Origin of the sequence: Nesterenkonia sp. CL21 (genome assembly GCF_031705515.1) — a bacterium.
Taxonomy (GTDB): domain Bacteria; phylum Actinomycetota; class Actinomycetes; order Actinomycetales; family Micrococcaceae; genus Nesterenkonia; species Nesterenkonia aethiopica.
In genome coordinates, this window is sequence record NZ_JAUTWR010000001.1 from 640084 (window position 1) to 664088 (window position 24005).

Here is a 24005-nt window from a genome sequence, read left to right on the forward strand (position 1 = left end):
GGCAGGCGGGATCAGCGTGCCGCCGTGCGGGCCCCAGAGGCCTCCAGCATCGCGTCGAACTCGGCTGCGACCTCAGCGGCGGCGTCGTCCTCACGCCAGGTGAGCCGGGAGACGACCCAGGCGGCCAGCGTGGCCAGCACGAAGCCGGGGACGATCTCGTAGAGGAACCCGGACAGCGCGTCGACGTTGCCCCAGATGCCCACGGTGACCGCCCCGGTGATCATCGCGGCCAGCGCACCGGCCATGGTCAGGCGGCGCCAGTACAGGCTCAGCAGGATGACCGGCCCGAAGGCGGCGCCGAAGCCCGCCCAGGCGAAGCCGACCAGATCCAGGATAGTGGAGTCGGTGTCCAGGGCCAGCAGCGTGGCGATGATCGCGACCGCCAGGACCGCGCCGCGGCCCAGCATCAGCTGCTGGCCTCTGCTGGTGGTGCGGCCGAACGACAGGTAGATGTCCTCCACCAGGGCGGAGGAGCAGACCACCAGCTGGGATGAGATCGTGGACATCACGGCCGCCAGCACCGCGGCGAGCAGCAGCGCGGCGACGAACGGATGGAACAGCGCCTGCGAGAGCAGCAGGAAGACCTGCTCCTCCCGGCCGTCCTGGGTCAGGTCCACGCCTTCACCGTGGAAGTAGGCGATGCCCACCAGTCCGGTGAAGATGGCCCCCGCGCCGGCCAGGGCCATCCAGCCGATGCCGATGCGGCGGGCCGCCGGAGCGTCGGCGGCCGAGCGCATGGCCATGAAGCGGACGATGATGTGCGGCTGGCCGAAGTACCCCAGACCCCAGGCGGCCGCGGAGATGATGCCCAGGGCGGAGGCGCCCGCCAGGAAGCTCATCCGGTCCACCTCGGCGCCGGCCGCGGTGGCCTGCACGGCGTCCGCCGCCGACACCCCGGAGCCCACATCGCCGACGCCGCCGAGGACCACCACGGCGAACAGCGGCACCAGCAGCAGGCCCAGGAACATCATCGTCCCCTGGACCACGTCCGTCAGTGAGGCGCCGAGGAAGCCGCCCACCAGCGTGTAGACGACCGTGACGCCGGCGACGATGAGCATGCCCTGCAGGTAGTCCAGCCCGAAGGCCACGGTGAAGAACTGTCCGCCGGCGACCAGACCGGAGGACACATAGAAGATGAAGAACGCCAGGATGATGAGCCCGGCGATGATCCGCAGCGCGTGGTTGCCGGTGCGGAAGCGGGCCTCCAGGAAGCTGGGGATCGTGATGGAGTTGCTGGCGACCTCCGTGTAGGCGCGCAGGCGCGGTGCCACGAACTTCCAGTTCAGCCAGGCACCGATGGTGAGCCCGATGGCGATCCACGCCTCGACGAGCCCGCGGGCATAGATGGCGCCGGGAAGCCCCATCATGAGCCAGCCGGACATGTCGGAGGCACCGGCGGACAGGGCGGCCGTGGAGGGCCGGAGGTTCCGCCCGGCGAGCATGTAGTCGGTGAGGTCCGTGGTGCGGCGGTACGCGTAGTACCCGATGGCGACCATGCACGCGAAGTACAGGATCACCGCCACGAGCTGGACTGTGGTGTTCGCGGTCTCGATCATAGGGGCGAGTATCGCACCCGGTGACCTGTCTCACCGAACAGCGCCGCGCGGGCGGAGCCGCGGCGCCGATCAGTCCCGCGGCGTGAGGATGATGTTCGTCATCCGGGCCGTGGACAGCCGCCGACCCTGCTCATCCCGCATGACGATCTCATGCGAGGTCAGCGTGCGCCCCAGGGTGATCGGAGTGCACGTCCCGGTCACCACGCCGTCGGTGACCGCCCGGTGGTGGGTGGCGCCCAGCTCGGTGCCCACCACCGCGTTCGGCAGGCCCAGGGTGAGCCGCACATGCAGGATCGCCGCCAGAGACCCCAGCGTCTCGGCGAGGACCATGTGAGCCCCACCGTGGAAGAGCCCCATGTTCTGCTCGTTGCCGGCCACCGGCAGCGTGGCGACCACCCTCTCCGGGGTCATCTCCTCGAAGTGCAGCCCCATCTTCCGACCCAGCGGGGCGACCCCGTGGGGTCCCATCAGACCGTGCAGGTGCTCCGGGACTCCGGCGGCCTGCAGGAGGGCGGTCCGCTCGGCCTCATCGGGCAGGCGGCTGGGCACGGGGGCCATGTGTGTCTCGGCGCTGCCGGCAGGCGCGGCGCCGGCGGTGAAATCTCCACTCATGCCCACTAGAGTTGCACTGTGAGCCCGAAGAGTGAAGCCAGCCCCCAGCCGTCCTCAGCCGCCGCCGCCGACGCCGGGGGTGAGAAGCTCCTCGTCATCGACGGTCATTCCATGGCCTTCCGGGCCTTCTACGCCCTGCCGCCGGAGAGCTTCATCACCGACTCCGGGCAGTACACCAACGCCGTCCACGGCTTCACCAACATGCTGCTCAAGCTCATCCGCGAGGAGCAGCCCACGCATGTCGCCCTGGCCTTCGACCTGGACACCCCGACGTTCCGGCACGAGTCCTATGACGAATACAAGGGCGGGCGGGACAAGACCCCGGAAGAGTTCCGTGGCCAGATCGCGCTCATCAAGCAGGTCGCCGCCGCGATGAACATCCCCGCGGTCACCGTGGAGGGCTACGAGGCCGATGACATCGTCGCCACCTACACGACCCTGGCGGAGGCGGCCGGCTGGGAGACGCTCATCGTCTCCGGCGACCGCGACGCCCTGCAGCTCGTCACCGACCGCACCACCCTGATGTACCCCACCTCCGGCCTGTCCAAGGTCACGCTGCTCGACCCCGCCGGTGTGGAGGCCAAGTACCTGGTCCCTCCGGAGAAGTATCCCGACCTCGCGGCGCTGGTGGGCGAGACGGCCGACAACCTCCCGGGCGTGCCGAAGGTCGGCCCCAAGACCGCCGCCAAGTGGCTGGCCCAGTACGGCTCGACCCGCGAGATCATCACCCAGGCCGACCAGATCGGCGGCAAGGTCGGCGAGAACCTCCGCGCCGCCGTCGCCGACGTCGAACGCAACCTCGAGCTGAACCGGCTCGTCTGCGACCTGGACCTGCCCGTGGCCCTCGAGGACACCGCGCTGACGCTTCCCGACCGTGAGGCGATCGAGCCCCTGTTCGACGCCCTGCAGTTCAACCAGATCCGCGAGAGGCTCTTCGAGACCTTCGCCCAGCGGTTCCCGGACGCGGAGGTCGCCGCCGAACCGACGGAGGCGCTGCCCGCACTGCGCCTGATCACCGACGCCGAGGAGCTGACCGGTGCCCTGGAGGCATCCCAGGGCCCGATCGCGGTCGCCCTGTGCCTGGACCGCAGCGGCGAGAGCCTGTCCACCAAGGCCAAGCGGGACGAGGCTGCCCGCGTGGCGGAGGCTCTCGCCGTCGTCCTCGTCCCCGAGGGGGCCGAGGAGGCGCTCGCGGTCTCTCTGGCCGAGGCGGACGCCGCACTGGAGGGTGCGCTGGCGGACTGGCTCGCCGATGCCGAGCGGCCCAAGCTGATGCATGACCTCAAGGACGCCGGCCGTCGGCTGGCCCGCAGGGGTCTGCGGCTGGCGGGGGCCGTGGAGGACACGCTCATCTCCGGGTACCTGATCCAGCCGGACCGTCGGAGCTTCGCCTTCGCGGATCTCGTGACCCAGTACCTCGGCACCTCCACCGAGCCGAAGGACTTCATCGGCGGCGCTGAGGACGACGGCGCAGCTCCCGACCTGTTCTCCGCGCAGGACGTCGTGCCCGGCGTGAACCGCAGCGACTTCGACACGGCCGCCCTGCACGGGATGCTCCTGCACCGACTCAGCGCGGTGCTGCGGGAGCAGGTCGCCGGACGGGAGGCGACCACGCTGCTGCAGGACCTGGAGATCCCGCTGGCGGAGGTGCTGCTGCAGATGGAGCTCACCGGCATCGCTGTGAGCCGGGACCGCCTCGAGACGCTCGACACCGACTTCGCCGCCTCCATCGGCGCCTCCGCGGAGGCCGCCTACGCCGTGGTGGGGCATGAGGTGAATCTGGGCTCGCCCAAGCAGCTGCAGACTGTGCTGTTCGAGGAGCTGGGCCTGCCGACCACGCGCAAGACCAAGACCGGCTACTCCACCGATGTCGAGTCCCTGCAGGACCTGCTGGTCAAGACTGAGAACGAGTTCCTCGTCCACCTGATGGCCCACCGGGACGCCACCAAGCTGCGGCAGACGGTCACCGGGCTGCAGGGCTCCATCGACGACGACGGGCGCATCCGCACCACCTACGCTCAGACGGTCGCGGCCACCGGGCGGCTGTCCTCCCTGCATCCGAATCTGCAGAATATCCCGGTGCGCACCGCCGCCGGTCGGCGCATCCGGGACGCCTTCGTCGTGGGCGAGGGGTACGAGGCCCTGATGACGGCCGACTACTCGCAGATCGAGATGCGCATCATGGCTCACCTCTCCGGGGATCAGGCGCTCATCGACGCCTTCCGCGCCGGCGAGGACCTGCACAGCTTCGTGGGCGCGCGGGTCTTCGGCGTCGGCACCGAGGAGGTCACCGCGGAGATGCGCTCCAAGGTGAAGGCGATGAGCTACGGCCTGGTCTACGGCCTCTCCAGCTTCGGCCTGTCGAAGCAGCTCGGCATCGGAGTGGATGAGGCGCGGGATCTGATGAACGAGTACTTCCAGCGCTTCGGGGCGGTGCGCGACTATCTGCGTGAAGTGGTCGAGCAGGCCCGCGCGGACGGCTACACCTCGACGCTCTACGGACGCCGCCGGTACCTGCCTGACCTGACCAGCGACAATCGGCAGCTGCGCCAGATGGCCGAGCGTGCGGCGCTCAACGCCCCCATCCAGGGATCCGCCGCGGACATCATCAAGCGCGCCATGCTCGATGTGGACGCCGCCCTGCGCGCGGAAGGTCTTGCCTCCCGGATGCTGCTGCAGGTCCATGACGAACTCGTCCTCGAGATCGCCCCGGGGGAGCGGGAGGCTGTCGAGCGGCTGGTGGTGGAGCGCATGGGAGCCGCCGCGGAGCTCTCCGTGCCATTGGACGTCAACGTCGGGGTCGGCTCCTCGTGGCACGAGGCGGCGCACTGATGCCTGGCCACGACGTTCCCGGGGCATGCCGCTAGGCTGGGCCTGTGACCACCATGACTCCCCGCTCCTCAGCATCTGACACACCGGCTGTGCCTCGCCCGCCGGCCGTCGCCCCGCTCGCCGACGGTCTGCGCGTCGAGACGTTCCCGATCGAGTCCGACGCCTCAGGCGGCGGACGGGCGACCGCCTTCACCCGGAGCGTGGCCCAGGGGTTCTATGAGGGGTGGCTCTCCTCCGCCAACGTCGAGCGTTGGCAGGAGTCCTTCGTAGAGGACGGCCAGGTGCTCACCGGCGTCTACGTGGACCCCGGCCACGCCGCCCTCGAGCCCTGGGGCGGGGCCCTGGAGCGCCTCGGGCACGGGCCGGAGCATCCGGTGGGGACGTTTGTCGAGTGGGACAAGACCCTCAACCTCGGGGCGGGGCTCCTTCCGGCCCGCCTGATCTCCGGAGTGACCGTCAACCCGGGCTTCCGGCGTCGGGGGATCCTCAGCCACATGATGACCGCGCGGCTGGCCGCCGCAGTGGACGAGGGCCTGCCGGTGGCCGCGCTGACCGTCTCCGAGGGCGGCATCTACGGCCGCTTCGGGTTCGGCGCCGCCACCCGGGAGCAGCGGATCCGGCTCAACACGACGCCCGCCGGTGACGGCTTCGCGCTGCGCTCCGCACCCACCGGCACGGTCCTGCCGGTGGACCCGACGCGGCTGGGCGATGTCCTCGCGGAGGTCTTCGCCGTCCAGCATGCCCGTGAGCGCGGCTCGGTGGGGCGCCACGCCGCCTACCGGAACTACGCCACAGCCCGGTGGAGCCGCGACGATGCCGCCTCCTGGGATCGGGCCGTGCGGGGCATCGTCCACGTGCGCGAGGACGGAGAGATCGGTGGCTGCGCCGTCTTCCGCTTCTCCGGCTGGGACAGCGAGCCGCCGACGATGGAGCTCATGGACATGGTCTCCCGGGACGCGACGAGTCGTCTTGAGCTGTGGCGCCACCTGGCGGAGATGGACCTGGTGCGTCGGGTGACCTTCTCCCGCGCTCCGCTCGAGGATCCGCTGTCCCATGCGCTGGTGAACCCCCGCGCCCGTGAGGTCGTCGGGGAGACCGATGTGCTGTGGGTCCGTGTCCTCGACGTCGCGCAGTGCCTGCAGGCTCGGGACTGGGGCGCGGACGAGCAGATGCTGCTGCAGGTCGAGGATCGGCTGGGCATCGTCGACGGCGCCTACCGCGTGGAGGTCCACGAGGGGTCGGCCCGGGTGGAGGCCCTCGTGGGGGAGCCGTCACCGTCGGATGTGGGGCACCGGCTGCCGGTGGTGACCCTCGATGCCGAGACGCTGGGCTCGCTGCTGCTCGGCGACGTCTCAGTGCGCGCCCTGCACGCCGTGGGTCGCCTCGCCGTGGACGGGGGAGCGACCGAGGAGCAGGAGCTGCTGGCCCGTCTGTCGGCCAGCTGGGACCTGCCCACGGCGCCGCACTGCGCGACGCACTTCTGATCGGTCGGCTGCGGCCGCCGTCGGGGCGATCCGACCGTCTCTGGGTGCCGTCGCACGGCGGATCAGGACCCGGCCGCCGCCCGGTTGAACCCGATTGGCCGCGCAGTATAGACTGGGCGGGCGCGTTCTGCGCACAGAGTCGAATCAGACCTCTGACACTGATCCTGCTCGGCCCTGACGCCCTGTGGCGCCTGGGCCGGCAGTCTGTCATTCGTCCGTCGCTCAGTGCATGGAGAACCGTGCACTGACCAGTCCAGCACACAATCCATATCGGAGCCCCTACTACATGACCACCACCGCAACCGCCCCGCAGGTCGCCATCAACGACATCGGCACTGCTGAGGAGTTCCTCGCCGCCGTCGACGAGACCATGAAGTACTTCAACGACGGCGACCTCGTGGAAGGCACCATCGTCAAGGTCGACCGTGACGAGGTCCTTCTCGACATCGGGTACAAGACCGAGGGCGTCATCCCGTCCCGCGAGCTGTCCATCAAGCACGATGTCGACCCGGACGAGGTCGTCGCCGTCGGCGACCAGGTGGAGGCTCTGGTCCTCACCAAGGAGGACAAGGAAGGGCGTCTGATCCTCTCCAAGAAGCGTGCGCAGTACGAGCGCGCCTGGGGCGACATCGAGCGCATCAAGGACGAGGACGGCGTCGTCTCCGGCACCGTCATCGAGGTCGTCAAGGGCGGCCTCATCCTCGACATCGGGCTGCGCGGCTTCCTGCCGGCCTCCCTGGTCGAGATGCGTCGCGTCCGCGACCTGGCCCCGTACATCGGTCAGGAGATCGAGGCCAAGATCATCGAGCTGGACAAGAACCGCAACAACGTGGTTCTGTCCCGCCGGGCGTGGCTGGAGCAGACCCAGTCCGAGGTCCGCTCCTCCTTCCTCAACAAGCTGGAGCGCGGCCAGGTCCGCACCGGCACCGTCTCCTCGATCGTCAACTTCGGTGCCTTCGTGGACCTGGGCGGCGTCGACGGTCTGGTGCACGTCTCCGAGCTCTCCTGGAAGCACATCGACCACCCGAACGAGGTCGTCGAGGTCGGCCAGGAGGTCACCGTCGAGGTCCTCGAGGTGGACATGGACCGCGAGCGTGTCTCGCTGTCCCTGAAGGCCACCCAGGAAGACCCGTGGCAGACCTTCGCCCGCACCCACGCCCTCGGCCAGATCGTGCCCGGCAAGGTCACCAAGCTGGTGCCCTTCGGCGCGTTCGTGCGCGTCGAGGACGGCATCGAGGGCCTGGTGCACATCTCCGAGCTCGCCGTGCGCCACGTGGACCTGGCGGAGCAGGTCGTGTCCGTCGGCGAGGAGCTCTTCGTCAAGGTCATCGACATCGACCTGGAGCGCCGCCGCATCAGCCTGTCGCTGAAGCAGGCCAACGAGGGCGTGGACCCCGAGGGCACCGAGTTCGACCCGGCGCTGTACGGCATGGACGCCGAGTACGACGACGAGGGCAACTACAAGTACCCCGAGGGCTTCGACCCGGAGACCAACGAGTGGATGGAGGGCTTCGAGGAGCAGCGCGCTGCCTGGGAGGCTCAGTACGCCGCCGCTCAGGAGCGCTGGGAGGCCCACAAGAAGCAGGTGGCCGCCGCCATCACCGCCGACGCCGAGGCCGTTGCCCAGGCATCTGTGGGCGGCAGCAGCAGCAGCTCCAAGTCGTCGGAGCCGGCTCCGTCCAACTACTCCTCGGCTCAGCCGACCGAGGACGCGGGCACCCTGGCCTCTGACGAGGCGCTGGCCGCTCTGCGGGAGAAGCTGACCGGCAACGCCTGATCCGCACGGATCTGCTGAGTCGCTGAAGGCCCCGTCCCACCTCTGGTGGGGCGGGGCCTTCGTCGTGGGCGGCGGCGGGCCGGGCGACGCCGGGTCAGCGTCGTCTGGTCGACTCGGTGACGGTGAAGGTCGGGTTCCGTGCGAGCTGCCGGGTGGGGCCCACCCGGCGTTCGAGGACCGGCCGGTGTCGCAGGTGGGAGTTCCAGACGCACACCAGGTGGCCGCCCGGAGCCAGCACCCGACCGGCCTCGGCGATGAGCCGGTGGGCGACCGTGGGGTCCACCGCGTTGCCCCGGTGGAACGGGGGGTTCAGCAGGATGGTGGAGACGGAGCCGTCCGGCCAGCGGGACAGCCCGTCGTCTCGGACGGTGCGGACCCGGTCGGCGACGCCGGCCGCCTCGGCGCTGAGCCGCGTGGAGGCCACGGCGGAGGCGGACTGGTCCACGGCGGTCACCTGAAGGTCGGGGTCACGGAGGGCCGCCCACACGGCGATGGTGCCGTTCCCGCAGCCCAGGTCCAGCAGTGTGCCGTCGGCGGAGGGCAGCGCCTCGGCGGACCCGTCGGCCAGAGTGCTGAGCATCAGGCGCGTGCCCGGGTCCAGGCTGGTCCCGCCATAGACGGCCCCCTGTGCGTGCAGCGTCAGCGGCGGCGGGAGGCCCAGGTCGGAGACCCCCGAGTGGTCCTGACGTCGGGGGAACGGGGCGATGCGTCCCCGGCGCGGTCCTCGGGCGGTCAGCACACGGGCCTTGCCGCGGCCGCGCCCGGGCACCACGTCGGTGAAGCAGGCGGCCAGCACCTCGTTCATGGAGCGGGTCATGTGCTTGTCCCGTCCGCCGGCGAGCAGGACGACGTCGTCGGCGGCGTGCTCGGCCACCAGCCAGGTCCAGTCCTGAAGGGTCTCCAGAGCACGGGGAAGCGGCATCAGCACGGTCCGGGCCCCGGCGACCAGCTCCTCGGTGACGCCGCAGGTCCGGGGGAGCGCCTGGAGGCTGTCGGTGAGACCGTGCCGGACGGCGTTGGCCTGTGCGGCGAGCTCCCCGCTGCGGGCGTCCTGACCCGTGCGCAGCGTCAGTGGGCGCAGCTCCGGCGGCGCGGCCAGCAGGCTCAGCGTCAGTGCGCCCCAGCGGTCGTCGGCCACGGCGACGGCGTCGCGGGGATGTCCGGCCGTCCACCAGGCGGCCGCCGTATCCAGCAGCAGCCGGTCGGCGGCATCGGCGCCGGGCCCTTCGGGAGGGTGCTGATCGAGGTCGTCGAGGAGCGCGAGGGACGTCAGGGCCGAGGGCCGGACCGCCGGCGTCCGGCCCTCCGGCACAGGGGACGCGGGGACGTCAGAAGGGCTCATGGCCTCTGCTCCACCCAGATGTGGCCGTCCTCCTGCAGGCAGGGGCGCCCCGAGCTCAGCTGGGCGAGCCGTGCCTCGAGGTCCTCGCGGTCCTGGGCCGTGTCGTCGACGGCCAGGCTGAGCCGGGCGGTCGCGTCGGTGCTGTACTCGGTGCTCATCACGGTCACCCCTGCGGCCCGGAGCTCGTTCTCCCAGCGCCCGACGACCGCGACCGGCGCCGGCAGACTCACCTGGCGCAGGCGACGGCGTCGGCGCAGCAGGCCGTGGGCGCGCGCCTGCTCGACCGCGGCGACCACGGAGTCGGAGTAGGCGCTCACAAGTCCGCCGGCGCCCAGCAGAGTGCCGCCGAACCAGCGCACCACCACCGCGGTGACATCCGTGAGGTCCTGTCGTCCGTCCATGGTGGTGGCGTGTGTGAGGGCCTCCAGCATCGGTGCCCCGGCGGTGCCGGAGGGCTCCCCGTCGTCGTTGCCGCGCCGGAGCTCCTGGGACGGTCCGATCACCCAGGCGCTGCAATGGTGCCGAGCGGTGTGGTGTTCGCGGCGCAGCCGGTCGACCAGCGCTTGGGCGTCTTCGAGCGTCGGGGTGCGTCGGAGCACGGTGAGGAACCGTGACTTCCTGCGCTCCAGCTCGACGACGACCTCGGCGTCCTCGGTGAGGAGGGTGCTCAGGCGGCCGGCGAGGGAGGGGCTCATGGGCCACCAGTCTAGAGGAGCTCGCCGAACCTGCTGGCATTCAGGTGATGATCAGCCGATGTTCAGGAGTCATTGCGGACCATCATGAATGCCGTTCTCGTGAGGGGATGATCCGCGGCGAAGATGACATGCGGAGGGGTGCCGAGGGCCTGGTCGCGGGAGGCGACGGCCCGTAGAGTGTACGCATCCACCTGGGGCTACACGCCGTCATCGGTGAAAACGTGAAAACAATCCCATATTCTCCTACGGTGAGTGACACGTTCCGGAACACCGAGACCGCACCTTGAGATCGGCGCCCCGGACACCAGGCAGACCGACGAAAGGCATCCTGATGCTCGAAAGGTTCCACGACCTGTTCAGACTGCGGACAAGCCCTGTGGTGTTCTTCGCCTCGGCGGCGATCATCCTGGGATTCGTCGTGCTCACCCTGCTCAACCCGACCGGCATGGGGGAGTTCTTCGGCACCGGATCGGGGTGGATCTATGACAACCTCGGCTGGTTCTACGTCTCCGGCGTGACGATCTTCCTGCTCTTCCTCATCTACATCGCCCTCGGACGCTTCGGACGGATGCGCCTCGGTCAGGACGACGAGACCCCTGAGCACTCGGACGTCTCCTGGTTCGGGATGCTCTTCGCCGCTGGGATCGGAACGATCCTGATGTTCTGGGCCGTGGCCGAGCCGGTGAACCACTTCGCGAACCCGCCGCGGGGCATCTCCGCGGACGAGGCCGCGGAGATCGTCGACGGCGGAGGCAGCGTCGACCCCACCACCGTGGTCGGCGGCACCGCGGAGGCGGCGTCCGAAGCGATGGGCTTCACGCTGTACCACTTCGGACTGCACACCTGGACGATCTTCACGCTTCCCGGCCTGGCGTTCGCCTACTTCATCTACAAACGCAACCTTCCCCCGCGAGTGTCCTCCATCTTCCAGCCGCTGCTGGGGGAGAAGATCCACGGACCGGCCGGGAAGGCCATCGACATCCTGGCGATTGTGGGCACCGTCTTCGGCGTGGCGGTGTCGATCGGTCTGGGTACCATGCAGATCAACTCGGGTCTCGCGGAGCTCTTCGGCATCGACGAAGGGGCGCTGTCTCAGATCATGATCATCACCGCGGTGACGATCGTGGCCCTGATCTCTACGCTCCTCGGGGTGAACCGAGGCATCAAGCGGCTCTCCAACTTCAACATCTGGGTGGCCATCGCGCTGCTGGTCTTCATCCTGATCACGGGGCCGACCGTCTACCTGTTGCGCGGCATGATCGAGTGGACGGGCGTCTATGCGGCGATGCTGCCCGAGCTGGCGTTCTGGAACGACACGATGGCGGACACCGGCTGGCAGAACGGCTGGACCATCTTCTACTGGGCCTGGACCATCACCTGGTCGCCCTTCGTGGGGATCTTCATCGCCCGCATCTCACGGGGACGCACCGTCCGGCAGTTCGTGGCCGGAGTCCTGGGGCTGCCCACGGCGTTCACCATCATCTGGTTCGGCGTCTGGGGCACCGGAGTCTTCGACATCGAGATGCACGGCGACGGGGGCCTGGTGGAACGCGTGGTCGGCGAAGGAGACATCCCCGGGGCGCTGTTCGCCTTCCTCGGCGACTTCCCGCTGGTGACGTTGACCTCGGCGGTCGCGATCATGCTCGTCTCGATCTTCTTCATCACCTCCATGGACTCCTGCGCTCTGGTGCTCAACGACATGTCCTCAGGCTTCGAGGGCAAGGTGCCGGCCCATCAGAAGGGCTTCTGGGCGGTGTCCATCGGCCTGATCGCGGCGATCCTGCTCACCGCCACCGGCGACGGCGGCCTCGAGGCCCTGCAGAACGTGGCCATCGTGCTGGGCCTGCCCTTCTTCCTGCTGGGCTATCTGATGATGTTCAACCTCTCTCGAGCTATGCGGGAGGATGCCGGAGAGGTCGGCTACCTGCGGACCCGTCGCTGGCTGAAGACCCTGCCGCCCGAGGAGTACGAGCGCCGCATGGAGGAGGCCGACGACTCCCTGGTCGAGGCAGTGGTGGCCCCCGACTTCCAGGAGGGCACCCAGCCGGAAGGCGCCCCGGAGGTGGAGCACGTCGAGCAGCCGGAGATCGTCGAGGAGTATCGGATCCGCACGGGAGAGACCCCCTTGGTCGACCCGACGGACCCCGACGGCGTCCGGCGCTGAAACGGGCAGGGGCACGGCGGGTCGGACCGCGGTCCGACCCGCCGTGCCCCTGGACCTCGCCGCCTGTTCCCCTCACCGGTGCCGGAGGCGCAGCGGAGCCCCGTCCCGGGGGACGTTGGTGATGTTGCGCAGCCGCGTCCCGGCCGGCCGGTCCGCCACCGGATCCACACGGCGGAGCACCTCTCTGAGGACCTCCACGCCCTCCATCTGGGCGAAGGCCGCCCCGAGGCATCGGCGGACGCCGCCTCCGAACGGGATCCAAGCCCCCGGGTCGTGAGTTCCGTCGAGGAACCGCTCCGGGGCGAAGTCCTCCGGGTCCGGCACGAGCTGCGGATCCATCTGGGTGAGCATGATGGCCGGGGCCACGGTGACCCCGGCAGGGATCCTCCAGCCGCCGATGTGCTGCTCGGTGCGCAGGGTGCGTGCCACGAAGTCGATGATGGGGTGCCGCCGGATCGCTTCCTTCAGGCAGGCCTCCAGGTAGTCGTCGTCTCCGACGTCGGCGGCATGCCCCGCCCTGCGCCGCACCTCGTCATGGCGGCCGAGCTCATGCAGGGTCCAAGCCAGCGCCGAGGCCGTGGTCTCGTACCCGGCCAGCACCAGGGTGATCAGCTGGTCGCGCAGCTGGGCGTCGTCCAGCCCGGCGTCGATCAGCATCGACAGCACGTCATCCCCCGAACTGCCGGCTCCCGAACCGCCGACTCCCGATCCGGCGTCGGGTCGGGATCCGTCCTCGGGTCGGGCTCCCGAGGGAGCCGCGGTCCGGCGGGCGGCCAGCTCCTCCGCGATGATCTCGTCGAGCTGCCGCAGGTTCCTGCGCTCGGCGCGCCACGGAGGAATCCCGCGCAGTCGGGGATACAGCCAGCCCAAGGCGACCACCGGCCCCACCTCCACGAGCCGCAGCACCCGCGGCCGAAGACGTTCGAGACGGTCGGCCGAGGTCACGCCGAACACGACGTGGAGCATGATGTCCAAGGTCACCGCGCTCATCCGGTCCAGGGCGTCGATCCGGTCTCCGGGCCGCCAGCCGGAGACCTCCGCGGCGACCAGGCGTCGGACCGTCTCTCGGTGACCCTGGACCGCACGGGGTGAGAACGCGGGCATCAGCGCTCGGCGCAGGGCCCGGTGATCCTGGCCGTCGGTGAGCATGACCGACTGATCACCCATGGCGGCACGCAGCACCTCATTGCCCCCGGCTCCGCTGAACTCCCAGGAGTCGCCGGCGAAGATCTGACGGATGTCCTCAGGGTCCGAGAACAGCACGACGGTCTGCGGACCCGGCAGCAGCCGGAGCGTGAAGGTGGAGCCATAGCGGGCACGCAGCCGAGGGAAGGCACGCATCCTTCCGCCGTAGGTCATCAGGGTCTGGGCCGTGGCCGGCAGGCGAGGACCGGGTGGAAGCGTCATGGGCGGATTCTTGCATAGACTCGTCCCATGACCCGACCTTCCTCCGCCCGCCGGCCCGGCCCCGGCGGCGACCCGGATGTGGAGTCACCTGCGCCCTCGACTCCGGCCCCCGGGCCCGGTGGCACCGTGCTGGTGGGCCTGACCGGAGGGATCGCCTCCGGGAAGTCGGCGGTCGCTCAGAGGATGGCCGCCCGGGGCGCCGTCGTGATCGACGCCGACGTCCTCTCCCGCTACGCGCTGCAGCCCGGGGGTGAGGGCCTGGCGGAGGTCGTCGAGGCCTTCGGAGAGTCCGTGCTGACCGCCGAGGGAGCGCTGGATCGGGCCGCGCTGGGCGCGATCGTCTTCTCCGACCCCGAGGCGCGTCGGCGGCTCAACAGCATCGTCCATCCCCGGGTGCGTCAGCAGGCTCGGGCGCTGCGCGAGCAGGCTCCGCCCGGCAGCGTGGTGGTGGAGGACATCCCCCTGCTCGTCGAGACCGGGCAGGCCGACCGCTTCGACCTCGTCGTGGTGGTCCAGGCCCCGGAGGAGGAGAGGGTCCGCCGCATCGTCGAGGATCGGGACGGCACCGAGGCGGACGCCCGAGCGCGGATCGAGGCGCAGGCCACCGATGCGCAGCGCGCGGAGGTCGCCGACGTCGTGCTGGACAACTCCGGGAGTCTGGAGGATCTGGAGGCTCGGGTGGACGAGCTGATGGACCGGCTGTCCCGGTCCGACCGCGGAGGTCTCATCGGCCGAGCCTGAACGGGCGTCGCGGGGCAGGGCGCCCGGACAGTCCGGGATGAGCGGTCCGGATCAGCTGTGCGGGATCGACGGTCCCGGATCGAAGACATCTTCGAGCGTGAGGCGGTAGGCTGTCCTGGGGGCCGGAACCTGGCCCGCGAGACCCATGGACGGGAGGCGAGTGGACGATGTCTCTGGCGCCGAAGATCAGCCGCACAGTGGCTCCCTTCGAAGTGGTCAGCCCCTATCAGCCCTCCGGCGACCAGCCGAAGGCGATCGAGGAGCTGGCCGAACGCATCGAAGGCGGCGAGAAGGACGTCGTGCTCATGGGCGCCACGGGCACCGGCAAGTCGGCGACCGCCGCGTGGCTCGTGGAGCGGGTGCAGCGCCCGACGCTCATCATGGTGCAGAACAAGACGCTCGCCGCTCAGCTGGCCAACGAGTTCCGCGAACTGTTGCCGCACAACGCCGTCGAGTACTTCGTCTCCTACTACGACTACTACCAGCCCGAGGCCTACGTTCCGCAGACGGACACCTTCATCGAGAAGGACTCATCCATCAATGAGGAGGTCGAGCGGCTCCGGCACTCCGCCACCAATGCGCTGCTGACCCGCCGGGACGTCGTCGTCGTGGCTACGGTCTCGTGCATCTATGGTCTGGGCACTCCGGAGGAGTACATCGCCCAGATGGTGCCGGTGCGGCGTGGGGACACGCTGGACCGCGATGATCTGCTGCGCCGATTCGTGGGGATGCAGTACGTGCGCAACGACACCGACTTCCACCGAGGGACCTTCCGGGTGCGCGGGGACACGGTGGAGATCATCCCCATGTACGAGGAGCTCGCGGTGCGCATCGAGTTCTTCGGCGACGAGATCGAGGCGATCCACACCCTCCATCCGCTCACGGGCACCGTGGTGCGTGAGGAGGAGGAGATGTACATCTTCCCCGCCAGCCATTACGTGGCCGGCGACGACCGCATGGCGAAGGCCATCACCGCCATCGAGGACGAGCTGCGCGAGCGGCTGGCCGAGCTGGAGTCCCAGGACAGGCTGCTGGAGGCCCAGCGGCTGCGCATGCGCACGACCTACGACCTCGAGATGATGCAGCAGATGGGTTTCTGCAACGGCATCGAGAACTACTCGCGGCACATCGACGGCCGGCCTCCGGGATCCGCTCCGCACTGTCTGCTGGACTACTTCCCGGACGACTTCCTGCTGATCGTCGACGAATCCCATGTCACGATCCCGCAGATCGGCGGCATGTACGAAGGGGACATGTCCCGGAAGCGCACACTCGTGGAGCACGGGTTCCGTCTGCCGTCGGCGATGGACAACCGGCCGCTGACATGGGACGAGTTTTTGGAGCGGATCGGGCAGACCGTCTACCTCTCGGCGACTCCGGGCCCCTACGAGCTCGGCATCTCCGACGGCGTGGTCGAACAGATCATCCGCCCCACGGGACTCATCGATCCCGAGGTGGTGGTGAAGCCGACGAAGGGCCAGATCGACGACCTGCTCGGCGAGATCCGCCAGAGGACGGCGCGCGACGAACGGGTGCTGGTCACCACGCTGACCAAACGCATGGCCGAGGACCTGACGGAGTATCTGCTGGACCACGGGATCAAGGTCGAATACCTCCATTCCGACGTGGACACCCTCAAGCGTGTGGAGATCCTCCGCGACCTGCGCAGGGGCGTCCACGACGTCGTCGTGGGAATCAACCTGCTGCGGGAGGGTCTGGACCTGCCGGAGGTCTCCCTGGTGTCGATCCTGGACGCGGACAAGGAAGGCTTCCTGCGCTCCACCCGTTCGCTGATCCAGACGATCGGCCGCGCCGCCCGCAACGTCTCCGGACAGGTGCACATGTACGCCGACCGGATCACCGACTCCATGCGTCAGGCCATCGACGAGACCGAACGGCGTCGGCAGATCCAGAAGGCCTACAACGATGAGCACGGCATCGACCCCAAGCCGCTGCAGAAGAAGATCGCCGACATCACCGACCAGCTGGCCCGCGAGGACGCCGACACGGCGGACCTGCTGCAGGGCATGGGCGGGCTGGCCACCGGCTTCGAGTACGGCAAGGGCCATCGCGGCTACACCGGGTTCGAGGGCTCCGCCTCGGGTGCGGCCGCACAGGATGCCGGGTCCCCGGAGGCGGCTTCGGCGGGAAGCATCGCGTCGACGACGCCGGCGGCCGACCTGGCGGACCTCATCGAGCAGATGACCGGGCAGATGCACCACGCCGCCGAAGAGCTGAACTTCGAGCTGGCCGCCCGGCTCCGGGACGAGATCGGGGACCTGAAGAAGGAGCTGCGCCAGATGCAGCAGGCCGGACACGACTGAGCACGGCCAGGGATCCGGTTCCTGGCTCCTTCAGGGCCCGCCCGCGCCTGCGGGTGTATGCTGATCTCTGCGTGAGGGAGTATCCGTCAGCGGTGTGCACGTCAGCACGCGGGTCGTCGTCGACCTGCCGGGCACAGCGGTCGGGAGCCGGCAGATCCATCAGGATCGCGCAGGCGTCCGGGGGAGAGACTCGCGAGGACCACCCACATCCTCGTGACTGTCGAAAGGACCCTCTCCTGTGGAGATCACACCCCTGGTCTGGGGACTCACCATCCTGCTCATCGTCGGCCTGCTGGCCTTCGACTTCGTCTTCCACGTGCGCCAGGCGCACATCCCGAGCATCCGGGAGGCCGCGGTCTGGTCGGCCCTCTACATCGGCGCTGCCCTGGCCTTCGGACTCGTGTTCCTCGCCATGGGCGACCCTGCCCTGGCCACCGAGTACTACGCAGGCTATGTCACCGAGAAGGCGCTCTCGGTGGACAACCTGTTCGTCTTCCTGGTGATCATCGCCAGCTTCAACGTCCCCCGGGAGGACCAGCAGAAGGTCCTGCTGTTCGGCATCGTCTTCGCCCTGATCGCCCGCACCGCCTTCATCCTGGTCGGGGCCGGCCTCATCCATGCCTTCTCCGACGTGTTCTACCTCTTCGGCCTCATCCTGCTGGTCACCGCCGTCCAGCTGCTGAAGAAGGGCGCCGCGGGAGAGGACGCGGCCGAGGAGGCGGACAACATCATCATTCGTCTGGCCCGGCGTTTCCTGCACACCACCGACCACTACGACGGCGACCGGCTCGTCACGCGGGTGGACGGGAAACGGATGCTCACGCCGATGCTGCTGGTCATGGTGGCCATCGGCGGCACCGACATCCTCTTCGCCGTGGACTCGATCCCGGCGATCTACGGGCTGACCCAGGAGCCGTACATCGTGTTCGCGGCCACGGCGTTCTCGCTGATGGGGCTGCGGCAGCTGTACTTCCTGATCGACGGGTTGCTGGACCGGCTGGTCCACCTGTCCTACGGTCTGGCAGTGATCCTCGGCTTCATCGGGGTCAAGCTGGTGCTCCACGCCCTGCATGAGAACAACCTGCCGTTCATCAACGGCGGCGAGAACGTTCCCGTGCCGGAGATCTCCACGGGGCTCTCGCTCATCGTGATCGTCGCGGTGCTGGCCGTCACCGTGATCAGCTCGCTGCTCACCTCGGCAGCCCGCGCGCGGCGCGAGGACGAGGAGCACGCCGCGCAGAGCTCATGAGGGAGGCGTCTCCTGAGCGGAGCTGCCCGACGAGCGTCTCATGTGGAGTACCGCGTTGACGGCGCCTGAGCCTCCTCGGAGGCGTCAGCCCGGCCGTCCCGGGCGCCTGCTGAGGCGTCAGTGCGGTGCAGCAGCTCCCGCAGGATCCTCGCTCCATCGTCGTGCAGACCGTCGTGGTGGAACTCATCGGTCTCCCACACGCTGAGCCCGCGGACCCGGGAGGCGGTCTCCAGGGAGAGCTCGCGGGCCACATAGACGTCGTCGGTGTAGACGGCGGCCGCCGTGGGGACCTCGTTCCGTGCCAGCTGATCCAGGTCGTAGAGAGGCTCCCAGTCGTCGACGTCGGCCAGTCGGTCTGCGGCCTCCGCCAGGGGTGCCAGCGCGGGGTCCAGCGCCAGGTGGTGGCGCAGGATCATCTCTCCGGTGAGCATCGGGGAGGTCCGGGTCGGGCAGAACTCGGGGTGGTCTTCGAGCACGCGCTCAGCCGCCCAGCCGGTGTCGCCGCGGCCGTCCGTCATCTCGGCGGGCTGACCGTAGATCGATTCGTGCATCACCGCATACATGGGGGCCGCTGCGAAGGAGATCTGCTGGTGGACTGCGTGCAGGAACGTGTCGGACAGCGCGTCCGTCCCCGGCGCGACGAAGGCCTCCTCGAGCAGGTAGTGCAGAGAGTCGGCCCGCGTGTTCCCACCCAGCAGCATGCCCACCGACTGCAGACGGGGGACCGTCAGCGGGGAGCCGTCCGGCAGGAGCACCTCGTGGCGGCGGAGGTGATCGACGATCTCGTCCAGCCTGTCGCGGTCCTCGGGGAACCGGGCGAAGTGCTCCCGGTTCCGGGCCGCCATCTTCGCGTAGGTGGCTTGGTACACCCGGTCGGCGTGGCCCGTCAGAGGAGGAAGGCCGCCCGTGATGAGCGCCCTGTCCAGTGAGTCGGGGAAGAGGGACAGATAGGTCAGGGTGCAGAACCCGCCGAAGCTCTGCCCCAGCACGCTCCAGCTCTGCAGGCCCAGGTGCCGACGGAAGGCCTCGGCGTCGTGGACGATGGCGTCAGCCCGGAAGCGTCGCAGATAGGCGGCCTGCTCCGCTGCGCGGCCCCTGCGGAGCACCGAATGGCGGGTCAGCGGGGTGGACAGGCCGGTGCCTCGCTGATCCAGCATCAGGATGCGGAAGCGGCTGCCGGCCTCCTGCATCCACGCCGGGGTCCGCGCCGGACGGGTGCCCTTGCCGCCGGGCCCGCCCTGCAGAAACAGCAGCCAGGGCATCCGGGCCACGTGGTCCTCACCGCGGGCGGCGGCCTCCGGCGTGACGAACTCACGGGCGAACAGGTCGAGGCCTTCACCGTCGGGGGCCGCGTGGTCCAGGGGGACCCGCAGCCGGTGCTCCGTCAGGCGGGTGCCGTCGAGGAGGGTGCGGACAGGGGAAGACGTCGAGGTCATGCTGTCTCTCTCTGCTGGCCGGTCCCGCTCTGTCGGCTGGCCGGGCGTGCGTCGTCGTGGGGCTCCTCAGCGGTGCTCTGCCGCTGAGGTGGGACGATGGGAGCTGACTCGGGCGAGGTGGTCAGCTCCCACCGCGGATCAAGTGTGGCACACGGCACATCCGGAGGTCATCCCGCCGGACTGGTGGGCTGCGACGACGGTCAGGCTGCCGGCTCGTGGTGGACCTCGCCGACGTGATCGACCAGCACCACCGGGGCGCCGACCTCGTCGGAGGAGGCCAGATCGATCCAGGCGTGGATCGCCCAGTCGTGATTGCCGTCGGCGTCGTCGAGGACCTGCACCGCCCGCCAGAAGCCCGGGCGGCCCTCCGGCGACTCATCGATGCGGATGAGCGCCGGGCCGCGGGAGGAAGCATCGGTGAACACATCGTCGTAGACGTCGAAGAACGTGTCCATGGCCTTCCCCCACCGTTCGGCGTCCCACCCGGAGTCCCCGTCGAGCTGCTCGAGCTGCTGCTCCTTCTCCTGGGCGAAGAGCTCGGCCCGCAGGAACATCGCGTTGCGCACCATCACGCGGAAGGCCCGCACATTGTGGGTCACGCCCTCCGGTTCTGCCGGCGCCTCGGTACTGAGCTCGAGATCCTCCGCCGTGGAGTCCTCGGCCCCGGAGGCCAGCCGCTCCCACTCCTCGAGCAGCGAGTTGTCGGTCTGGCGGATCATCTCGCCGAGCCACTCGACCAGATCCTCCAGCGTCTCGGTCACCTTCTGCTGCGGCACGGTCTGGCGCAGCGCCTTGTAGGCGTCGGTGAGATACCGCAGCAGCACCCCCTCCGAGCGGGTGAGCTGATAGTGGTTGACCATGTCGACGAAGCCGAAAGCCCGCTCGACCATGTCCCGCACGACCGCCTTGGGCGCCAGCTCATGGTCGCCCACCCAGGGCGCCGAGGTCCGATACACCTCGAACTGCTGGGTCAGCAGCTCGCCCAGCGGCTGGGGATGGGTCATCTCATCGAGGATGCGCATCCGTTCCACATAGTCCACACCCTCGGCCTTCAGCTCACCGATCTTCTCGGACTTGAGCTTCTTCACCTGGGCGCCGGTCACCTGATACGGAGTCTCCAGGATCGCCTCGATCACGGAGATGACGTCCAGGGCGTAGGTCTCCGACTCCGGGTCCAGGAGCTCCAGCGCGGCGACGGCGAAGGGGGCCAGCGGCTGGTTCAGCGCGAAGTCGTCCTGCAGGTCGAGCGTCAGGTCCACTGTGCGCCCGTCCTCGTCGGGAGCCTCCAGTCGCTCCAGCACGCCAGCGGTGAGCAGCTCCCGCAGGATCTGCAGCGCCCGCCGCTGGAGGATCGCCTGCCGGGCCGGGGTCTCGTCGGAGCCGCGGATGAGCCGACGCATGGCCAGGATCGGGTCCTCAGGGCGTTGCAGGAGCTGCAGCACCATCGCATAGCTGATCTGCATGCGTGAGACCATCGGCTCCGGCGTCGCCTCCACGAGTCGGTCGAAGGACTTCTCCGACCAGGAGACGAAGCCGTCGGGCGGCTTCTTCTTCCCCGTGGAGCGGACCGCCTGGGCGACCTTCTTCTCGTCGTCCCCGTGCTTGGCCCGCGCCTTGCGCAGCGCCTGCTCGTTCTCGATGACATGCTCGGGGGCCTGCACGACCACCCGGCCCTCGGTGTCGAAGCCGGCGCGCCCCGCCCGTCCGGCGATCTGGTGGAACTCACGGGCGTTGAGCTGGCGCGTCCGCTCGCCGTCGTACTTGCTCAGGGCGGTGAGCACTACGGTGCGGATGGGCACGTTGATGCCGACGCCGAGGGTGTCGGTGCCGCAGATGACCTTCAGCAGCCCGTCCTGGGCGAGCTGCTCCACGAGGCGCCGGTACTTGGGGAGCATCCCGGCATGGTGGACGCCGATGCCGGACCGCAGCAGCCGATTGAGCACCTTGCCGTACCCCTTGGCGAAGCGGAAGGTCTCCAGGCGCTGCCGGATGCGCTCCCGGTCCTCCTTGCCGGCCACGTTCAGAGAGGCGAGCCCGGCGGCACGTTCCGCGGCCTCGCGCTGGGAGAAGTGCACCACGTAGACCGGCGCCTGTCCGTCGGCGACGAGGTCCTCGAGCTTGTGCTGCAGCGGCGTGGTGGAGTACTCGAAGTGCAGCGGCACCGGACGCTGGACCGAGGAGACGGTGACGACGTCTCGGCCGGTCCGCTCGGCGATGCGGCGCTCGAAGCGGCTGGTGTCGCCGAGGGTGGCGGACATCAGCAGGAACTGAGCCTGGGGAAGCTCCAGCAGGGGCACCTGCCAGGCCCATCCGCGCTGGGGGTCCGCATAGAAGTGGAACTCGTCCATGATGACGGGCCCGACGTCGGCCTCCGTGCCGTCGCGCAGAGCTTCGTTGGCCAGGATCTCCGCCGTGCAGCAGATGATCGGGGCGTGGGCGTTGACCGCCGAGTCTCCGGTCACCATCCCGACGTTCTCCGCGCCGAAGATCTCCACGAGCGCGAAGAACTTCTCGGAGACGAGCGCCTTGATCGGAGCGGTGTAGACGCTGCGTTCGCCGCGGCACAGGGCGAAGAAGTGGGCGGCCGTGGCCACCAGGGACTTCCCGGAGCCGGTCGGGGTGGCCATGATGACGTGCCGCCGGTCCGCGAGCTCCAGGACAGCGTCCTCCTGGGCGGGGTAGAGGGTGATCCCACGCTGGGCGGTCCATCCGGTGAAGGCCTCGACGAGGCTCTCGGGGTCGGGGACGCCGTCCGCAGCGGGGACAGGACGCAGGGAGTCGAGTCGCAGGGCCGCCACTACCAGCCGCGCTCCCGCCACGCGGCGAGCTCGGGCCGTTCCGCGCCCAGCGTCGTGGGGTCGCCATGTCCGGGGTGGATGACGGTGTCGTCCGGGAAGGCCGCGAAGAGCCGCGCCTCGACGTCGTCGATCAGCGTGCGGAAGTCCTCTGCGCTCCAGGTCTTTCCGACGCCGCCGGGGAACAGCGAGTCTCCGGTGAAGATGTGGGTGGGGCCGTCTTCGACGGGGTACACGAAGGCCACCGAACCAGGGGTGTGGCCGCGCAGCTGGATGACGTCCAGCGCGATGCCGTCATACTGCACCAGGTCGCCGTGGTCGACCCGACGGTCGATCCGCACGCCTTCGGCCTCCTCGATCGCACCGGCGTCGTCCTGTCCCGCGACCGTGTCCACGTCGGCGGCGAGCTCGGGCAGCGCGCGGATGTGGTCCCAGTGACGATGCGTGGTGAGCACGGCGCGCAGCTGCGGCGCGCAGGGGGTGTCGACGGCGGCTTCGGCCAGCATCGCGCGGATCGCCGGGACGTCGTCGGCGGCGTCGATGAGCACCTGGACCCCGGACTTCTTCGCGGTGAGCAGGTAGACGTTGTTGCTCATCTCGGAGACCGCGACGCGGCGGACGGTGATCGCCGGAAGGTCATGGATCAGAGAGCTGTCGGTGGCCATGGGTGACAGTCTATGGTCTGCTGTCGATCAGACGCCATGGCGATGCCGAGCCCTCGGCCGGATCCTCGGCTGCGCTGTCCCCGAGCGGCACATCGAGAAGGTGCTCGAGTGCATCTCGGAGCCCCTGCGAGTCGTCGACCACGACGTCGGCGCCGGCCTGTTCGAGCTCCCCGGCCGGGGCGCTGCCCCACCGCACGCCGACACAGGGGATCCCATGGACCTGGGCGCCCTCGACGTCGAAGATCCGATCCCCGACCATCGCCGCTCGGGGCCGAGAGGGGCCGCCGCTCGGATCGCGGTCCGAGGCGCGGGCCACGTCCCTCAGTGCGGCCGCGAGGATCGGCGCCTTGCCGGCATGGGGCACGGTCTCGTCCGGATCCGAGCCTGCGACGACGTCGACGGCGCCCGCCAGGCCCTGGACCTCGAGCAGTCGCTCCGCCAGCGGCTGCGGCTTCGAGGTGGCCACCGCCAGGGCGACGCCTGCCTTCCGCAGGTCGGCCAGGAGCTGCCGGAGTCCGGGGTAGACCTTGGAGGCCGCCATGCCGTGGGCGAGGTAGCCGGCTCGATAGTGCGCCACGAGGCCCGGCAGCATCTCGGTGGTCACGCCCGGCAGGGACAGCAGGCTGGCGGCGAGCGGCGGGCCGACCATGCCCTCCAGCGTGGGCTGGTCGGGCACGTTGATCCCGTGCGCGGCCAGGGCCGCGGCGATGCCGCCGGTGATCGAACCGGCGGGGTCCACGAGGGTGCCGTCAAGGTCGAAGAGGACGAGGGGAGCGCCGTCGTCTGCGGAGGGCTCGTCGTCCTGCAGGGCGGGGGAGGTGGGGCGGGTCGTCACGCCTCCATCCTGCCATCCGGGTCCGTGCGGCCGGCGAACGGCCCGGGTGATCGAATATTTGTTCGATCGAAGGTGCGGGCATACACTGGTG

15 protein-coding genes and 1 pseudogene are annotated in these 24005 nt (G+C 69.6%); 7 read left to right on the forward strand and 9 right to left on the reverse strand.

Annotated elements, in window-relative coordinates; all coding sequences use genetic code 11:
• Positions 1–11: 11 nt before the first annotated feature.
• Together putP and Q7C18_RS02940 are read right to left on the reverse strand one after the other, a co-directional pair.
• Complete coding sequence (gene putP, locus Q7C18_RS02935) at positions 12–1556, reverse strand: sodium/proline symporter PutP (protein WP_311024102.1); 1545 nt, start codon at positions 1554–1556, stop codon at positions 12–14.
• 69 nt (positions 1557–1625) lie between these two features.
• On the reverse strand, positions 1626–2168 hold the full coding sequence (locus Q7C18_RS02940; RefSeq protein ID WP_396954323.1) for a hotdog fold thioesterase: 543 nt from the start codon (positions 2166–2168) through the stop codon (positions 1626–1628).
• 18 nt (positions 2169–2186) lie between these two features.
• Here Q7C18_RS02940 and polA point away from each other — a divergent pair, with 18 nt between their 5' ends.
• The 3 genes from polA (at position 2187) to rpsA (ending at position 8261) form a co-directional block, all read left to right on the forward strand.
• On the forward strand, positions 2187–5000 hold the full coding sequence (polA, locus tag Q7C18_RS02945) for a DNA polymerase I (protein WP_396954324.1): 2814 nt from the start codon (positions 2187–2189) through the stop codon (positions 4998–5000).
• A gap of 53 nt (positions 5001–5053) precedes the next feature.
• Positions 5054–6484, forward strand: coding sequence for a GNAT family N-acetyltransferase (locus tag Q7C18_RS02950; RefSeq protein ID WP_311024432.1), 1431 nt, complete (start codon positions 5054–5056; stop codon positions 6482–6484).
• A gap of 286 nt (positions 6485–6770) precedes the next feature.
• On the forward strand, positions 6771–8261 hold the full coding sequence (gene rpsA, locus Q7C18_RS02955) for a 30S ribosomal protein S1 (RefSeq protein ID WP_070160151.1): 1491 nt from the start codon (positions 6771–6773) through the stop codon (positions 8259–8261).
• Between the two features lie 94 nt (positions 8262–8355).
• Here rpsA and Q7C18_RS02960 read toward each other — a convergent pair whose 3' ends face one another.
• A complete protein-coding gene (locus tag Q7C18_RS02960; protein WP_311024104.1) occupies positions 8356–9603 on the reverse strand; it encodes a class I SAM-dependent methyltransferase in 1248 nt (415 codons plus the stop codon).
• On the reverse strand, positions 9600–10298 hold the full coding sequence (locus Q7C18_RS02965) for a YigZ family protein (protein WP_311024106.1): 699 nt from the start codon (positions 10296–10298) through the stop codon (positions 9600–9602). The genes Q7C18_RS02960 and Q7C18_RS02965 overlap by 4 nt, the downstream gene beginning before the upstream one ends.
• Before the next feature lie 331 nt (positions 10299–10629).
• Between Q7C18_RS02965 and Q7C18_RS02970 the strand changes: the two genes are divergently transcribed.
• A complete protein-coding gene (locus Q7C18_RS02970; RefSeq protein WP_070160147.1) occupies positions 10630–12462 on the forward strand; it encodes a BCCT family transporter in 1833 nt (610 codons plus the stop codon).
• Between the two features lie 72 nt (positions 12463–12534).
• On the opposite strand, the gene Q7C18_RS02975 is transcribed toward Q7C18_RS02970, so the two are convergent.
• On the reverse strand, positions 12535–13869 hold the full coding sequence (locus Q7C18_RS02975; RefSeq protein ID WP_311024107.1) for a cytochrome P450: 1335 nt from the start codon (positions 13867–13869) through the stop codon (positions 12535–12537).
• A gap of 183 nt (positions 13870–14052) precedes the next feature.
• Here Q7C18_RS02975 and coaE point away from each other — a divergent pair, with 183 nt between their 5' ends.
• From coaE to Q7C18_RS02990, 3 genes and pseudogenes are all read left to right on the forward strand, one after another.
• The gene (gene coaE / locus Q7C18_RS02980; protein ID WP_396954335.1) at positions 14053–14610 is read left to right on the forward strand and encodes a dephospho-CoA kinase; all 558 of its coding nucleotides are present in this window, start codon (positions 14053–14055) and stop codon (positions 14608–14610) included.
• 167 nt (positions 14611–14777) lie between these two features.
• Complete coding sequence (gene uvrB, locus Q7C18_RS02985) at positions 14778–16934, forward strand: excinuclease ABC subunit UvrB (RefSeq protein WP_070160143.1); 2157 nt, start codon at positions 14778–14780, stop codon at positions 16932–16934.
• 238 nt (positions 16935–17172) lie between these two features.
• A pseudogene (locus tag Q7C18_RS02990) lies at positions 17173–18147 on the forward strand (TerC/Alx family metal homeostasis membrane protein); the annotation flags it as partial.
• 74 nt (positions 18148–18221) lie between these two features.
• On the opposite strand, the gene Q7C18_RS02995 reads toward Q7C18_RS02990, so the two are convergent.
• The 4 genes from Q7C18_RS02995 to Q7C18_RS03010 all read right to left on the reverse strand — a co-directional run bounded on the left by Q7C18_RS02995 (position 18222) and on the right by Q7C18_RS03010 (position 23914).
• The gene (locus Q7C18_RS02995) at positions 18222–19619 is read right to left on the reverse strand and encodes an alpha/beta fold hydrolase (RefSeq protein ID WP_311024111.1); all 1398 of its coding nucleotides are present in this window, start codon (positions 19617–19619) and stop codon (positions 18222–18224) included.
• A gap of 200 nt (positions 19620–19819) precedes the next feature.
• Complete coding sequence (locus tag Q7C18_RS03000) at positions 19820–22408, reverse strand: DUF3516 domain-containing protein (protein ID WP_311024433.1); 2589 nt, start codon at positions 22406–22408, stop codon at positions 19820–19822.
• Positions 22409–22416: 8 nt separating this feature from the next.
• Positions 22417–23079, reverse strand: a complete 663-nt coding sequence (locus tag Q7C18_RS03005; RefSeq protein WP_311024112.1) for an MBL fold metallo-hydrolase — start codon at positions 23077–23079, stop codon at positions 22417–22419.
• Between the two features lie 10 nt (positions 23080–23089).
• Positions 23090–23914 carry an HAD hydrolase-like protein gene (locus tag Q7C18_RS03010; RefSeq protein WP_311024114.1) on the reverse strand — a complete coding sequence of 275 codons (825 nt, stop codon included), beginning with the start codon at positions 23912–23914 and terminating at the stop codon, positions 23090–23092.
• Between the last annotated feature and the right edge of the window lie 91 nt (positions 23915–24005).